This window comes from Pseudomonas sp. D3-10, from assembly GCF_051132175.1.
Classification (GTDB): Bacteria; Pseudomonadota; Gammaproteobacteria; order Pseudomonadales; family Pseudomonadaceae; genus Aquipseudomonas.
Genome location: NZ_CP071668.1, coordinates 3944981 through 3960801 on the forward strand (window position 1 = coordinate 3944981; position 15821 = coordinate 3960801).

Here is a 15821-nt window from a genome sequence, read left to right on the forward strand (position 1 = left end):
ATTCGCCGCCCCGCCCGGCCCGACCTATCCTTCGTTTATTCGGTTTAAACGGACTCAAGGAACAGCATCATGGGCAAACGTCACCCCAACCTTCCGGCCTGGCAATGGCGCGCCTACCCTGACAATCATCGCCACCCGACCAATCTGGTCCTGCACCTGATCGCGGTGCCGTTGTTCATCGTCGCGTTTTTGCTGATTGTCTGCGGCGTGTTCAGCCTGAGCCTGGGGGATGTCGCCATCGGTGTGATCGGCTTGCTTGCCGCACTCGGGCTGCAACGCCATGGCCATAGCCTGGAGACACAAGCGTCGGAGGCCTTTCAGTGATCGCAAGGACGCGATGTCGCGCCTGCTGGTGGAACAATTCCTGACCTTCCCACGATTTTTTCTAAGCGGTGGATGGTGGCGCGCCTGGCGGGAGCGCCACCGCCGCTGAATCGCCGAAACGTCTCAGCCGAAAATGGTCACTGTCTGCCGGCTCATGGCGATCAGCCGCCCATCGGCACTCCAGAATTTCGCCGCGACATGGCCATAGCCATCCTGGGCGTGTTCGATCTCAGCCAAATACTGGCACCAATCCAACGTCGTGAGTTCCAGCAACGGCTGGACGAACTCGATCGTCCAGGTCAGCGTACTGCCCGGGGCCATCTGGGTGAGGTGCGGTAACAGCGCCGGTGGCCAGGCATCCACAAGCGCCAGGATATGCCCTTCGTCCAGGGGTTGTTCCTTCACATCGCCGCGCAAACGTACCCAACCGCCCATGCTGCGGGATTTATTGCCGGTGAATGGCAGCCCGCCCACGCTCCAGCGCATCGCCAAGTGGCGCATGAACTCAGGAGTAGCGCCCTTGATGTAGGGCAACTCCTGGCATTGCTCGACATCCTTGAATTCAGGCGCGGGGTCAGCCTGCACCGACACGGTTGAAGATCGCGACGCGCCAAAGCTGCCTTGCACCACGGTCACCACTTCACCGTTCTGTACCGCACGCCCCAGGACCTGGCTGACCGCCTTGCCTTCACGCAACACCTGCACTTGAAAACTGACGGGGACGTCGGGCGCGACGGGGCCGACAAAGGTGATCGCCAACGAACGCACCGGGCGATCCGCCGGGACCTGGGCCCTCATCGCCTCGTATTGCAGCGCCGCCACCAGCCCGCCAAAACTGGCCCGTCCCTGGCCCCATTCAGGAGGGATCACAACGGCGCCTGGCTGATGGCGCACGGCATCGATCAAATCGGAGAAGCGCATGTCGACCTCGAGAGCAGCGGAAAAAGATGAAGGAATCTTAACCAGCGCGGGCAAGCGACACAGCGCTCATTCCGGCCAAAGAGACTGACAGAAAAGCCGTGGGGCTTGAATCCACCCCGGATGGCCCCAGAGGTTTTGGGTAGCCTCAGGATTTATCGAAACAACTGGCGATGAGTTTATCCAGCACGCGGTCGGACTTGGCCTCGGCCTTTTCCATGGTGACCTGCCAAACCGGCACACAGGCTTGCAAATCGGCTTCATGCTCGGCCCGCGCCAGCCATTGCCAGCAATCATGCCAATCCCCCAGGGCGCCTTGGGCAGCCTTCAGCCGTGGCATGGCCGTTTCCGGCAAGCGATCGAGTTCAGGATAGGCTTCGATGGCGTAGCGCACGCGCTTGATCAACAGGCGCAACCGGTGACGGTCATGGGCGGGGTCGCGCAAGGCTTCGCCGAGTTTTTTCCATTGTTTGTCGAGGCGTTTTTCGATGCGCTTGCGCAGCCCGGCAAGCAGGCCCTGGCGCTGGGCAGCGCGGATGAAGCGTGGGAACGCGTCGAGAATCATCAGCAGCTGCGCCAATTCCGGGCTGCTGGCCACGGCAGGATAGGCTTCGGCCATTTGCACCTGGCGCCGCTGCGCCGCGTCGGTCTTGCCGTGCTTTTGCAGATACGCCGCCAGCACCTCGCGGTCGCGCAAGGGCGTAGTCAGGGTTCCTACTGCCGACGCGGCCGTTTCCAGCTGTTCGACACCGGGCAATCCACGCAACGGACGAAGCAGGCTGCGCAACCGGCGGACCGTGGTTCGCAGGTCATGCAGTGCTTCGCTGTCGGTTTGGGCATTCAAGCGGGCCTGGCAGGCCAACAGGCGGACTTCCAGGCCCAGTATCCGGGCCACCAGCCGATCAATCATCGGGCGTACTCCGTACGCAGCTTCGAGTTTCGAGCTACAGGCCGCAAGGGAAAACAGTTTCGCTTCCACTTACAGCTTGCAGCTTGTAGCTCGCCGCTGTGTTTATCGTCCTGCGCGGGATTCGCGAATGTAGAAGCGGGCCTTCTCGGCTTTTTGAGTGCAGCCTTCGAAGGCTTCGAATTGCTGCTGGGTCTTGGCGCCGGTCAGCAGCGACAGGGCCTTGGAGTAGCTGACCGTACCGGCAAAACCTTCGGCCTTGGCCAGGTCCAGTTCGCGCCAGGCGCTGTCGAGTTGGCTGCCACAACTGTCGCGGTACGCGGTCTTGCCGGCACAACCGGCCAGGGCCAGAACCATCAGGGATGCCACCAGGGGCAGGCAGATCCGGGCTTTCATCGATAACACCTCAAGTCAGTTCAACAGTCGTGCTGGTAAGACGGTTTCGCCGGGAAAAAGTGCCTCGGCGCCACCGCTATATTCAAGTGTGGACGAGAATACGCAAATGCCGTCGCGGCGTGTCAAAAAACGACACCTGCGCCACAACGATTTGAGCCGGGCCGTCGATGAGTGCATTGTTGACGTCTGTTCGATAAGAGGCCGGCTCATGACAAAACGTGTCGCATTGGTATTGGGCTCGGGCGGCGCCCGGGGCTATGCCCATATCGGAGTGATCGAGGAAATCGAACGGCGCGGCTACGACATTGCCTGCATCGCCGGCTGCTCCATGGGCGCCGTCGTGGGCGGAATCTACGCCGCCGGCAAGCTCGAGGATTACCGCAACTGGATCGAAAGCCTCGACTACCTGGATGTGCTGAGGCTGGTGGACGTCAGCTTTCGTCTCGGGGCGATTCGCGGAGAAAAAGTCTTCGGGCAAATCCGCAAAATTGTCGGCGAACTCAACATCGAAGACCTGCGCATTCCTTATACGGCTGTCGCCACCGACCTGACCAACCAGCAGGAAATCTGGTTCCAGGAAGGTTGCCTGCACCAGGCGATGCGCGCCTCGGCGGCCATTCCCAGCCTGTTCACCCCGGTGATGCAAGGCAACCGCATGCTGGTGGACGGCGGGCTGCTCAACCCGCTGCCGATCGTGCCAGTGGTGTCGAGCCATTGCGACCTGATCATTGCGGTCAACCTCAACGCCACCAACCAGAAGCAATATCGGCTGCCAGTGATCCAGCGCCCCGCCGCGTTCCGGCGTCGCTTCGATACCCTGGTCAGCTCCCTGGGCTCACGGCTGCCATTTCGCCGCAAACAGGCCGAGCAGCTGTTGCTGCTGGAGCAGGAAGCGCTGAAGGCCGAGGCCGCCGATATCAACCCGTGGATCGAATCCGCCGAGCCGGAAGGCCAGCAACCGGCCGCCGCGCCAGAGAGCGACGGTGCGCCAAGATCCGCCACCGGCTCGTTCATCATCGATAACGTCGGGCCCGCGTCCTTGCTGGATTTGATCAACCAGAGTTTCGAAGTAATGCAGACCTCCCTGGCCCAGTACAAAATCGCCGGTTACCCGCCGGACGTGCTGATCAACGTGCCGAAACGGGTGTGCCGGTTCTTCGAGTTCTACAAGGCGCCGGAACTGATCGCGTTGGGGCGGGAGATCGCCCGGGATACGTTGGATCGGTATGAGAGTGAGCAGAATTGAAGGATCGCAGAGCTCCCGTGGCGAGGGAGCTTGCTCCCGCTGGGCAGCGAAGCGGCCCCGAAAACTTCAGATATGATTTTTGCCTGACACACCCCATGCTCAGGTTTTTAGGGCTGCTTCGCAGCCCAGCGGGAGCAAGCTCCCTCGCCACGACAGCGCCTGGCCTTAGATCTCAACGGTGATCAAGCCCACCCTCCAACAACCGATACCCCACCCCCGCTTCAGTCACGATAAACCGAGGCCGGGTCGGGTCGTCGGCCAGTTTCTGGCGCAGGTGACCGACCACGATGCGCAGGTAGTGGCTGTCCTCAACGTGGGTCGGGCCCCAGATGTCCTTGAGCAGTTGTTGCTGGGTGATGACCCGCCCCGGATGTCGCGCCAGTTGCGCCAGCACCGCGTACTCCTTGCGGGTGAGGGCCACTTCGGCGCCGTTCAGCAGGACCCGGCGATACGCCAGGTCCACCGTCAGCGGGCCGAACGTCAGCGCCGCCGGCGGTGCCTCGCCTGGCGGCGCCTGGCGCAGCAACGCACGCACGCGGGCAAGGAATTCCTGGATGCCAAAAGGCTTGGTCACGTAGTCATTGGCGCCGTTGTCCAGCGCCTCGACTTTCTGCGCCTCGCTGGCCCGCACCGAGAGGACCAGCACCGGCACCGCCGACCACTGGCGAAACTCTCGCAACACTTGCTGGCCGTCCATGTCCGGCAGGCCGAGGTCGAGCACCAACAGGTCGGGTTTGTTCAACGCCGCCTGGGCCAGGCCCTCGGCTCCCGTCTCGGCTTCGAGCACCTTGTAGCCTTGCGAGGCCAGGCTGATGCGCAGGAATTTGCGGATCTGCGGTTCGTCATCGATGACCAAAAGGGTCGCGCTCTGGCTCATGGGGTCCATTCATCCAATCAAGTGGCGAGAGCATAACGCAGCGCCGGTCAGGCTTCATCGTCCATGCCTGGTTGTGCCTGCAAGGGCAAGTGCAAAGTGATGCAGGTGCCACGGCCGTCGAGGCCGTCGCCGACGCTGATCCGCCCACCGTGGGCACCGACCATGCCCTGGCAGATCGCCAATCCGAGCCCGGTGCCCTGCCCGCCTCGATCACCGCGCGCAGCGGTGTAGAACATGTCGAAAATCTTTTCCCGCTCTTGCTCGGGAATGCCCGGCCCTTCATCCGCCACGGCGAACAGGATTTCGTCGGCCGTCGCCTCGGCGTTGAGCAGCAGCCGTCCATGGGCCGGGGAAAACCGCGCGGCGTTCTCCAGCACATTGACCAGGGCCTGTTCGATCAGCGCGGCGTGGACATACAGCAACGGCAAGCCGACCGCCACCTGGACATCGACCGCCAACGGCGCCAGCACGGCCCGCAGACGGTTCAACGCACTGGCGACGATGTCGGCGGGTGACACCCAATCGCGCGCCAGCTTCAGCGCGCCATGGCCGAGCCGGGTCATGTCGAGCAGATTCTGGATATAACGGTCCAGGCGCTCGGCCTCGTCGCGGGTGCCTTCCAGCAGCTCGCGACGGTCCTGCAGCGGGATCGCCTCGCCCAGCGCCAACAGACTGTCGATGCTGCCGCGCATGGACGTCAGCGGTGTGCGCAGATCATGGGAGACAGACGCGAGCAAGGCACTGCGCAACTGTTCGGTTTCGCCGTGCAGGCGCGCTGCTTCCAGATCCTGTGCCAGTTGCGCCCGGGCCAGCGCCTGGGCCAGCGGCTGGCTGAGGGCCGCCAACAAGCGTCGACGATGGCCGCTCAACGGCTTGCCGTCTTTCGGGCAGACGCCCAGCAGGCCCAGCGGAGCGCCCTCGCTGGACAAGGGCCACCACCACCAGCGCCCGGACGGCAACGTCGCGGTGCCGGCACCGGCCGGTTGGTCGTGTTGCCAGGACCAGTCGGCGGCAGCGCGCTCGGCCTCGGTGAAGGTCAACGGCTCGGCGGTCTCGACCTTCCAACCATGCCCGCCGTCGCGGTTGAGCAGGCACAGCTGCAAATCGTCCTCGCTGTCGAGGTGTTGCACGGCGGCGCTGATCACGGCCTGGCGATCCGTGGCGGCAGTCAGCTTGCGCGACAGGTCGAGCTGTTCACCGGTTTCCTGCTGGGTGTCGCGCAGCGCTTGTAGTTGACGGCGCTGGCGGGCCGCGAGATTGCCCGTCAGGGCGGCCATCAGTAGGAAAAATGCCAGCGTCAGCACGTCCTCTTCGCGCTGGATCGTCAGGGAAAAATTGGGCGGGATAAACAGAAAATCGTAGGCCAGGAATGACAGCGCCGCACAGGCCAGGGCCGGGCCGAGGCTGCTGCGCACCGCCACCAGCAACACCGCCATCAGAAACACCAGGGAAATATTCGGCAGCGCCAGCAACCCTGAGATTCCCCAGGCCAAGGCACTGGCCGCCCCTGTCGCCGCGAGCGCCAGGGCATAGTCGAAACCGGTGGCGAGGGTGCTCGGGGCCAAGCGCGTGGGCGGTGGCGATTCATCGCTGTCCAACACGTTGATTTCCAGGCCACGGGCGTTGCGCAAAAGGCGTGAGGCCAGGCCACCGCCAAACCATCGCCGCCGCAGACGCCGGCGGGACTGCCCCACCAACAGCAACGTGGCGCGGCGTTGCATGGCGTGCTGGATCAACGTCCGCGCGACCTCCCCGGCGCGCAGCGACACCACTTCCCCTCCCAGGCGCTCGGCCAATTGCTGGGCGTTCTGCAGACGTTGGCGCGACGACTCGTCCCGCGCCCCGCCGTTATCCACATGCACCACGCTCCACGGCAGATGCCGGCGCTGGGCGACGCGGCTGGCGTGGCGCACCAACCGTTCGGCCTGCAAGTCGCCGTCCACGCCCACCAGCAACCGACCGCGCACCGCCGGCGCCGCCTGGCCCAGTTGCCGATAACCTTGCGCCAGATCGTCGTCCACTTGCGCCGCCGCGGTCTGCATGGCCAGCTCGCGCAGCGCGGTGAGATTGGTCTGGGTAAAAAACGCATCGATGGCTGCCCGCGCCTGCTCCGGCACATAAACCTTGCCGTCGCGCAGGCGCTCCAGCAGCTCGCGCGGCGGCAGGTCGATCAGCAGCAACTCGTCGGCTTCCTGCAACACCCAGTCCGGCAACGTCTCGCGCACCTGCACGCCGGTTATGCCGCGCACCTGATCGTTGAGACTTTCCAAATGCTGGACATTCACCGTGGTGTAGACATCGATGTCTGCCGCCAATAACTCCTGGATGTCTTGCCAGCGCTTGGCATGCCGGCTGCCGGGCGCGTTGCTGTGGGCCAGTTCATCCACCAACACCAGGCTCGGGCGAGACGACAAAAGGCCGTCGAGGTCCATTTCCTCGAGCACCACGCCGCGATATTCCGAACGCACCAGCGGCTGCTGCAGCAGGCCATTCAACAGCGCTTCGGTCTCGGCGCGCCCGTGGGTCTCGACCACGCCGGCGACGACGTTCGTGCCTTGGCGCAGCCGGGCGTGAGCCGCTTGCAGCATGGCGTAGGTCTTGCCCACGCCCGGCGCGGCGCCGAGGAAAACCTTGAGGCGGCCACGGTCGTGGCGGGGCAGATTGGCTAGCAGTGCATCGGCGCGGCCGGAGTCGCTCATGCTATGTCTCTTGTTTCAGGGATGGAATTTAGCCTCTGTGGGAGCGAGCTTGCTCGCGATGGCGGTCGTTCAGCCGTCACTGTCATTGACTGACCCACCGCTATCGCGAGCAAGCTCGCTCCCACAGGTTTCTACAGTTTTTCCAGGGCCATGTTCAGCGCCAGCACATTTACCACCGACGGTCCCACCAACGGCTGCTCGATGTTGTCATTGAGCAACTGCTGCAACCTCGACACTGGCACATTCCTGGCCGCCGCGACACGCGTCAGTTGATAGGCAATCGCGGCCGGAGGCAAGTGCGGGTCCAACCCGCTGCCGGAAGTGGTCAGCAGCGCCAGGGGCACCGGTCCCTGGCCGGGCACTTGCAGCTTCTGGGCGCCATCGATCACCCGCGTGGCCAGTGCCGGGTTGCTCGGCGAAAAGTTGCTCGCGCCACTGGCCACCGTCGCAAACGCGCCTGCCGAGGGCCGCGGGTGAAACCACTCATCGCCGACGAAATCCTGGGCGATCAGCCGGGAGCCACGGACCTTGCCGCCGGCATCATGGACCAGGCTGCCGTTGGCCTGGTCCGGGAAAGCGATTTGCGCCACGCCGGTGACGATGAGTGGGTAAGCGATGCCAGTGATCAAGGTCATCAGCAGCAACAGGCTCAAGGCCGGGCGAATCAAGGTGAACATTGCTAAATCCTCAGTTGATGGATGTCTTCAGGCTCAAACCAACCCCAATCCCGTCACCAACAGATCGATCGCCTTGATCCCCACGAACGGCACCGCGATCCCGCCCAGGCCGTAGATCAGCAGGTTGCGGCGCAGCAAGGCCGCCGCGCTCGCGGCTTGCACTCGCACGCCGCGCAGGGCCAGGGGGATCAACACGACGATGATCAGGGCGTTGAAGACGATGGCCGACAGGATCGCGCTTTGCGGGCTCTGCAAATGCATGACGTTCAATACGCCGAGCTGCGGATAGATGGAGGCGAACAGCGCCGGCAGGATGGCGAAGTACTTGGCGATATCATTGGCGATGGAAAACGTGGTGAGCGCGCCCCGGGTCACCAGCAGTTCCTTGCCGATCTGCACCACGTCCAGCAACTTGGTCGGATCGCTGTCGAGGTCGACCATGTTGGCCGCCTCGCGCGCGGCCTGGGTGCCGTCGTTCATCGCCATGCCTACATCGGCCTGGGCCAGGGCCGGAGCGTCGTTGGCACCGTCGCCACACATGGCGACGAGTCGACCATCGTTCTGCTCATGGCGAATGCGCGCCAGTTTTTTCTCCGGCGTGGCCTCGGCCAGCACATCATCCACGCCGGCTTCGGCGGCAATCGCGGCAGCGGTCAGCGGGTTGTCGCCCGTGACCATCACGGTGCGGATCCCCAGTTTGCGCAGCTCGGCAAAGCGCTCGCGGATGCCGGGCTTGACCACGTCCTTGAGGTGAATGGCGCCGAGCAATTTTCCGTCCACGCAGACCAGCAACGGCGTGCCGCCGCTCTGGGCGATCTTGTCGACTTCCCGGCCCAATGCGGTGGGCAGTCCATCACGGGGCAAGCCAGTGAAAGTCAGCAGCGAATCCACCGCGCCCTTGCGATACACGCGCCCCTGATAATCCACGCCGGACAAGCGTGTTTCGGCACTGAATGGCACGGCTGTCAGCAACTGCGCGGCGGGTTCAGCCTGAGGATGCAACCCACGCAGGTATTCGACGATGGACTTGCCCTCGGCCGTATCGTCGGCCAACGAGGCGAACAACGCGCCTTCGGCCAGCTCCTTGGCGCTTACGCCCGGGGCGGCATAGACCGCTGCGCAACGACGGTTACCAAACGTGATGGTGCCGGTCTTGTCCAGCATCAACACGTGCACATCCCCCGCTGCTTCCACGGCGCGGCCGGACTTGGCGATGACGTTCAGGCGTACCAGGCGATCCATCCCGGCGATGCCGATAGCCGACAGCAAGCCGCCGATGGTAGTGGGGATCAACGTCACCAACAGCGCCACCAGGAACACCAGCGGCAGGCTGCCGTTGGCGAAATGGGCGAACGGCTGCAACGTCACCACCACCAGCAGGAAGATCAGCGTCAGACCAATCAGCAAGATATCCAGCGCCACTTCGTTCGGGGTTTTCTGGCGTTTGGCGCCTTCCACCAGGGCGATCATGCGATCCAGGGTGGATTCGCCGGGATTGCTGGTGATGCGCACCAACAACCAATCGGAGACCAGCCGCGTATTGCCGGTAACCGCCGAGCGATCCCCGCCCGATTCGCGAATGACCGGCGCCGACTCCCCGGTGATCGCCGCTTCATTGACCGCCGCGATGCCTTCGATCACTTCGCCGTCGCCGGGGATCATCTCCCCCGCCGCAACGCGCACGACATCGCCTTTGCGCAGGCGTGTGGCGGGTATCACCTCGAAACCGTTCGCCGTCTGGCGGCGGGCACTCAAGCCTTCACTGCCAGCCTTGAGGCTGTCGGCGCGAGCCTTGCCGCGCCCTTCGGCCAAGGCTTCGGCGAAGTTGGCAAACAACACGGTGAACCACAGCCACAGGGCAATCTGCGCGGCTACGAAAGTCGGCACGGTGCTGTCGGGAATCAGGCACAGCACAGTGGTGAGGATCGCGGTGAGTTCCACCACCAGCATCACTGGCGCACGGTGCAACTGGCGTGGATCAAGCTTGACGAAAGCTTGCACCAACGCAGGCCGCCACAGCGCCGACAGATTGGTTTTCGGTTGCTCCGGCGCCTTGGCGACGACGGTCTTGCTCATCGGCATGTTCATCTCAAATCCTCAGAAACCCAGGCTCAGGTGTTCGGCGATCGGGCCCAGGGCCAGGGTTGGCAGGAAGGTCAGGCCGCCGACCAACAGGATGGTCACGGTCAGCAACGTTACGAACAGCGGGCCGTGGGTGGGAAAGCTGTTCTGGCCGACAGGGGCGGGCTTTTTCATCGCCAGGCTACCGGCCAACGCCAGCACCGGCAGGATGTAGCCGAAACGGCCAATCAACATGCCCAGGCCCAGCATCAGATTGTGAAACGGCGTGTTGGCGCCAAAACCGGCGAAAGCAGAACCGTTGTTGGCCCCCGCCGAGGTGTAGGCATAGAGCAATTGGCTGAAACCGTGGGCGCCAGGGTTGCTCACCGCCGCCGCAGGGCCGGGCAGGCTTGCGGCAATAGCGCCGAGCACCAGCACGCTCACGGGCATCACCAGCAGCGTTACCACCAGCAATTGCACTTCCCGGGCACCGAGCTTCTTGCCCAGGTATTCGGGCGTGCGACCAATCATCAACCCGGCGAGGAACACCGCAATCAGCACATTCAGCAACATCCCGTAGAGCCCGGCCCCGACGCCGCCGAAGACCACCTCGCCGACCATCATGTTCATCAGCGCCACCATGCCGCTGAGGGGGTTGAGGCTGTCGTGCATGGCGTTGACCGAGCCGTTGGACGCCGCCGTGGTCGTCACTGACCAAAGCACCGTGGCAGTGGTGCCGAAGCGCGCCTCCTTGCCTTCCAGCGGCGCGGCTTGCTCAACCGCGGCGTTGTCGAGGGCTGGATTGGGTTGGTACTCGGCCCACAGCGACGTCGCGCCGCCGATCAGGAACAGCGCAAGCATGCAGGCGATGATCGCCCGGCTCTGGCGCAGGTCCTTGACGTAGTGGCCGAAGGTGAACACCAGCGCCGCCGGAATCAGGATGATCGACGCGACTTCGAACAGATTGGTCCAGGCCGTCGGGTTCTCGAACGGGTGCGCCGAGTTGACGCCGAAGAAACCGCCGCCATTGGTGCCCAATTGCTTGATTGCAATCTGGCTGGCCGCCGGCCCGAGCGGGATCACTTGATCCACGCCCTGCATCGTCACGCCATGTATGTAATGCGCGAAGGTCTGCGGCACGCCCTGCCACACCAGAAACAGCGCCAGTACCAGGCACAGCGGCAACAATCCGTAGAGCGTGGCGCGGGTCAGGTCGACCCAGAAATTGCCGAGCGTCGTGGCGGACTTGCGCCCGATCCCACGACACAACGCCACCAGCACAGCCAGGCCAGTGGCGGCGCTGACGAAGTTCTGCACCGTCAGGCCGATCATCTGGCTCAAGTAACTGAGGGACGCCTCACCGCTGTAGGACTGCCAGTTGGTGTTGGTCATGAAACTGACCGCCGTGTTGAAGGCCTGGGTCCATTCCATGCCGGGCAGGTTTTCGGTGTTGAGTGGCAAATGCCCTTGCAACAACAGAACCGCGAACAACAAAGCGAAACCCGCCAGGTTGAAGGCGAGCAAGGCCAAGGTGTACTTCTGCCAACTCTGCTCGGTGGTCGGATCGACACCGGCCACCTTGTAACAACACCTCTCCACCGGACCAAACACCGGTGAAAGCCAGGTGCGCTGGCCTTCCATCACCCGATAGTAGAACCGCCCCAGGAACGGTGCCGGAATCAGCACCAGCGCAAAAAAGCCAAGGATCAGCCCGTAGTCATAGCCGTGCATAACCGCTCCTAACCCCGGTCCGCGCGCAACAGCGCAACCAACAGATAAATGAACAGCGCCACTGCCAACAGCAGCGACACCCCGTCCAGAACACTCATGGGATTTCTCCGTGGTACGGCGTCGTGCCGTGTGTGGAGAGATTGTCGGTAGGGAGGGTGTAAAGGTGCGAGATCGAGGGTTGGGTGGGGGGATAAAGAAATTGTAAAAATCGGCTTCATGGTTGCCCGGGCGGGCCTCATCGCGAGCAAGCTCTCTCCCGTATTGCTCGGGTTGGGAACAAAAATTCGGACCCACTGAAGATCCCCCTGTGGGAGCGAGCTTGCTCGCGATGAGGCCTACCCAGGCACCAGCGCTCCGAACTGGGGCACAAACCCAGCCTATCCAGCCGCGAACATCCCCGATACGACACCATTTTCTCCATTACGACCGCCTGAACCATACTGGCACGCCCACTGCACTGCCCTCCCCCAGCGCTTTTGCTACTTATCGAGGGGAGCCACCAATGAACACACAACTCAAACCCACGCTTGGCACCCTGCATTTATGGGGTATCGCCGTCGGCCTGGTGATTTCCGGCGAGTACTTCGGCTGGAGCTACGGCTGGGGCGTGGCCGGCACGCTGGGCTTTCTGGTGACATCGTTCATGGTTGCGGCCATGTACACCTGCTTCATTTTCAGTTTCACCGAACTGACCACCGCCATCCCCCATGCCGGCGGACCGTTCGCCTACAGCCGTCGGGCCTTTGGCGAGAAAGGCGGCTTGATCGCTGGGCTGGCAACCTTGATCGAATTCGTCTTCGCTCCACCCGCCATCGCGCTCGCCATCGGCGCCTACCTGAACGTGCAATTCCCGGCGCTCGATCCGAAACACGCCGCCGTCGGTGCCTATATCGTATTCATGGGCCTGAACATCCTCGGGGTGAAATTGGCGGCGACCTTCGAACTGGTCGTCTGCGTACTCGCGGTCGCCGAGCTGCTGGTGTTCATGGGCGTGGTCGCGCCAGCGTTCAGCTTCAGCAGTTTCGCCCTGAACGGCTGGGCCGGTTCCGACGTGTTCGGCGCACCGGCCATCGCCGGGATGTTCGCGGCGATCCCCTTCGCGATCTGGTTTTTCCTCGCCATCGAAGGCGCGGCCATGGCCGCCGAAGAAGCCAAGGACCCAAAACGCACGATTCCCAAGGCCTACATCAGCGGCATCCTGACCCTGGTAGTGCTGGCCATGGGCGTGATGTTCTTCGCCGGTGGCGTCGGTGATTGGCGCACCCTCTCCAACATCAACGACCCGCTGCCCCAAGCCATGAAAACCGTGGTCGGCGAAAGCTCCGGCTGGTTGCACATGCTCGTCTGGATCGGCCTGTTCGGCCTGGTGGCGAGCTTCCACGGCATCATCCTCGGCTACTCCCGCCAATTCTTCGCCCTGGCCCGCGCCGGCTACCTGCCCGCCTCCCTCGCCAAACTGTCGCGTTTCCAGACCCCGCACCGCGCCATCATCGCCGGCGGCGTGATCGGCATCGCCGCCATCTACAGCGACGGCCTGATCAACCTCGGCGGCATGACCCTCACCGCCGCGATGATCACCATGGCCGTGTTCGGCGCCATCGTCATGTACATCATGAGCATGCTCAGCCTATTCAAACTGCGCAAAACCGAGCCCAACCTGGAACGCACCTTCCGCGCGCCGGGCTACCCGATCGTGCCGGGCATCGCCTTGGCCCTGGCGGTGGTGTGCCTGGTGGCAATGGCCTGGTTCAACGCCCTGATCGGGTTGATCTTCCTCGGCTTCATGGCGATGGGCTTCGTGTATTTCGTGCTGACCGCACAGTTGCGTGCCGATGCCCCGGCTGATGCGATGTTGACCGGGCTATAAGGTGTACCCGGCATAACCGGCGTAGTATGGAACCACTGCGAACCGTCTTCGCTCATAAGTGGTAGAGGCAATGGCCAGCGAAATTTTCGCCCGGCCACTGTCCCCTCAAGGAGAGCCCTATGCCCTGGTATGCCTGGTTAATCCTGATCGTCGCCATCGGCTCGATCGTGGGTGGTCTGATGATGCTGCGCGACACCGCCAACAAGGTCGAGCTGACGGACGAACAGCGCAAACGTGTTGCCGAGCGCAATGCCGAGATGGATGCGAAAGAAGCGAAGGATCGCTGACCCGCTTTTCGTGGCGAGGGAGCTTGCTCCCGCTGGGGCGCGAAGCGCCCCCACCCCCTGCTGACCCGGTGTGGCAGTTCTATTGTGTTCAACGCATCTGGGGGCGCTCCGCAGCCCAGCGGGAGCAAGCTCCCTCGCCACAAGAGCCGCTCGCGCCGTTGCGGTATTTAGTTCTCCCAATCCGCCTTGGCAATATGCAACCCATGCAGCCCTTTGTAAGCCGCCAGCTCCGGCTGACTCCAGCCCTGCAGCAACGAATCCTCCAACCGATAAATCTCCACTCCCAGCGGACGACAAACGCTTAAAGGATCCTGCGCCTCCGGCCCCCACATCGCCAGCGACAGATCCCCACCAGGGCAAGTCGACAGCGCACACAACAAATCAATCTCGGCAAAGAACTCCAAGTAATCGCCCTTCTGCGCCGGACAGGCTTTCATGAAATACATGTCGTCATGATTCAGCCCGGTGCACTGGAAGATGTTCAACACGTCATGCACATCGAACTCGGTCAAACCATGGGGCAACACCGCACGCGTCAGGTTCGAGTGGCAGTGATGATGGAAATCTTCGCCGGTCAGCATCTTGTTCACGTACGGGTCACATCGCGTCCCCAGCAAATCATGCAAACGCCCGCCGTGTTCGTCGATACCGTAGTTGGCCAAGCTGTCATCGGTGATCGTTACCAAAGGCCGCAGAAATGGCAGGTTCGACCACAACCGATCATAGGTGCTGACATGAGCGCCCTGCAGCTGCCGCGTCCGCGCCGCCCACAACCGTTCACGTGGATCGTGGGCGTTCCAGACGTTGAAATCCCCGACTTGCGGACCGACCGGGGTTGTCACGCGAAAGACATGACCGGCCGGCACATGCCAGGCGCGGCCGGTGCGGATTGGGACTTCGAACTGCTCGATCAGGGTGCGTTTGTTCTGCTGGGTGCGGATGCGGTCGTAGAAGGGTTTGTCCACTTGGAGGGCGGAGCCTTTGCTGACCTGGTAGGCGGCTGGGTAGTCTTTGTACATGGCGCAGGTCCTTTGATCAGTGAGTGTTGGCGGGAGTCAGCAGGTGCAGAAGCAACTGCTCGGAATCGTCGAGATAAATGCTCAGCTCGTCGTGAGCAGCAGGCTTGTCACCTTCCGCGAGCCAGTCATGGATCTGCCGGTCACGGGCAAGCCACGGCGCCTGAAAGCGCGCTTCGTCGGGAGCGGAACAAAACACCAAGCGTAGTTGCGCGACCACGTTGGTAAAAAACTCATCGAACAACGGACTGCGCATCAGTCCCACGATGTGCTGATGAAAGGCCAGACTGTGGGTGCCCACCGCTCGCCAATCTTCGCGATCCCGAGCCAGCTCAGCGGCCTCCAGGGCTTCGAGCATGTGGTCGGCTTGATATTCGCTCAGTGGATTGCTGCTCAGAATGGCCCGCAGCTCCAGGGTACGGCGGACCTTGAACAAATCCCGCACATCATCGACACCCAACCTGCGAACCGTTACCCCTTTGTTACGCACGTAACGGGCAAGGCCTTCCTGGCCGAGGCGGTGTAACGCTTCGCGGATAGTGTTGCGAGATGCGTTGTAGGCGCAGACCAGGTTGTTTTCCACCAGCGCCGTGCCTGGGATGAGGCGACCGCCGATGATGTCGGCGCGAAGTTCGAGGGTGATTTGGTCGGCTAGGGAAAGGGGGCTGGTCATTGGTGGGGCCTTGGATTGTTGAACAATCGGTTGGCGTTAACTAATCAGTATTTGTGCCAACAACGGTAAAGCTTCGCCGATCAACCAAGAAGCACATCCGTTGAATGGCAAAAAGGCCAGTCATTCGACTGGCCTCCCTTAA

Annotated in this window: 14 protein-coding genes and 1 pseudogene; 4 read left to right on the forward strand and 11 right to left on the reverse strand. The window is 62.8% G+C overall.

The annotated features are described in order from the left end of the window. Window positions 1–69 precede the first annotated feature (69 nt). Window positions 70–433, forward strand: a pseudogene (locus tag J3P90_RS17670) (terminase). A 14-nt stretch (window positions 434–447) separates the two neighbouring features. Here J3P90_RS17670 and J3P90_RS17675 read toward each other — a convergent pair. From J3P90_RS17675 to J3P90_RS17685, 3 genes are all read right to left on the reverse strand, one after another. After that, complete coding sequence (locus tag J3P90_RS17675; RefSeq protein WP_420764821.1) at window positions 448–1245, reverse strand: acyl-CoA thioesterase; 798 nt, start codon at window positions 1243–1245, stop codon at window positions 448–450. A 145-nt stretch (window positions 1246–1390) separates the two neighbouring features. Continuing rightward, entirely contained in the window at window positions 1391–2152 is a 762-nt protein-coding gene (locus J3P90_RS17680; RefSeq protein WP_434650417.1) for a CHAD domain-containing protein, read from the reverse strand. A 102-nt stretch (window positions 2153–2254) separates the two neighbouring features. Then, window positions 2255–2545: a hypothetical protein gene (locus J3P90_RS17685; protein ID WP_420764823.1), complete on the reverse strand. Its 291-nt coding sequence runs from the start codon at window positions 2543–2545 to the stop codon at window positions 2255–2257. Between the two features lie 208 nt (window positions 2546–2753). Between J3P90_RS17685 and J3P90_RS17690 the strand changes: the two genes are divergently transcribed. After that, complete coding sequence (locus J3P90_RS17690; RefSeq protein WP_420764824.1) at window positions 2754–3791, forward strand: patatin-like phospholipase family protein; 1038 nt, start codon at window positions 2754–2756, stop codon at window positions 3789–3791. A 172-nt stretch (window positions 3792–3963) separates the two neighbouring features. Here the strand turns inward: J3P90_RS17690 and J3P90_RS17695 are convergent, their stop codons facing one another. The 6 genes from J3P90_RS17695 to kdpF form a co-directional block, all read right to left on the reverse strand. After that, entirely contained in the window at window positions 3964–4668 is a 705-nt protein-coding gene (locus J3P90_RS17695; protein WP_420764825.1) for a response regulator, read from the reverse strand. Between the two features lie 47 nt (window positions 4669–4715). Beyond that, a complete protein-coding gene (locus J3P90_RS17700; RefSeq protein ID WP_434675127.1) occupies window positions 4716–7367 on the reverse strand; it encodes a DUF4118 domain-containing protein in 2652 nt (883 codons plus the stop codon). A 131-nt stretch (window positions 7368–7498) separates the two neighbouring features. Further along, entirely contained in the window at window positions 7499–8044 is a 546-nt protein-coding gene (gene kdpC, locus J3P90_RS17705; RefSeq protein ID WP_434675128.1) for a potassium-transporting ATPase subunit KdpC, read from the reverse strand. A gap of 33 nt (window positions 8045–8077) precedes the next feature. Next, window positions 8078–10132 carry a potassium-transporting ATPase subunit KdpB gene (gene kdpB, locus J3P90_RS17710; RefSeq protein ID WP_434675129.1) on the reverse strand — a complete coding sequence of 685 codons (2055 nt, stop codon included), beginning with the start codon at window positions 10130–10132 and terminating at the stop codon, window positions 8078–8080. A gap of 9 nt (window positions 10133–10141) precedes the next feature. Beyond that, window positions 10142–11836 carry a potassium-transporting ATPase subunit KdpA gene (gene kdpA / locus J3P90_RS17715; RefSeq protein WP_434675130.1) on the reverse strand — a complete coding sequence of 565 codons (1695 nt, stop codon included), beginning with the start codon at window positions 11834–11836 and terminating at the stop codon, window positions 10142–10144. 8 nt (window positions 11837–11844) lie between these two features. Next, window positions 11845–11934 (reverse strand): K(+)-transporting ATPase subunit F, encoded by a 90-nt coding sequence (gene kdpF, locus J3P90_RS17720; RefSeq protein WP_032863112.1) that lies wholly within the window; start codon window positions 11932–11934, stop codon window positions 11845–11847. A 404-nt stretch (window positions 11935–12338) separates the two neighbouring features. On the opposite strand from kdpF, the gene eat reads away from it, so the two are divergent. Beyond that, window positions 12339–13703, forward strand: a complete 1365-nt coding sequence (eat, locus tag J3P90_RS17725; RefSeq protein ID WP_434675131.1) for an ethanolamine permease — start codon at window positions 12339–12341, stop codon at window positions 13701–13703. A gap of 119 nt (window positions 13704–13822) precedes the next feature. Beyond that, window positions 13823–13990, forward strand: a complete 168-nt coding sequence (locus J3P90_RS17730; RefSeq protein WP_003183831.1) for a DUF2897 family protein — start codon at window positions 13823–13825, stop codon at window positions 13988–13990. A 167-nt stretch (window positions 13991–14157) separates the two neighbouring features. Here J3P90_RS17730 and J3P90_RS17735 read toward each other — a convergent pair whose 3' ends face one another. Both J3P90_RS17735 and J3P90_RS17740 read right to left on the reverse strand, forming a co-directional pair. Continuing rightward, window positions 14158–15009: an urea carboxylase-associated family protein gene (locus J3P90_RS17735; RefSeq protein ID WP_434675132.1), complete on the reverse strand. Its 852-nt coding sequence runs from the start codon at window positions 15007–15009 to the stop codon at window positions 14158–14160. Window positions 15010–15025: 16 nt separating this feature from the next. Then, window positions 15026–15679, reverse strand: a complete 654-nt coding sequence (locus tag J3P90_RS17740) for a GntR family transcriptional regulator (RefSeq protein WP_434675133.1) — start codon at window positions 15677–15679, stop codon at window positions 15026–15028. Window positions 15680–15821 lie beyond the last annotated feature (142 nt).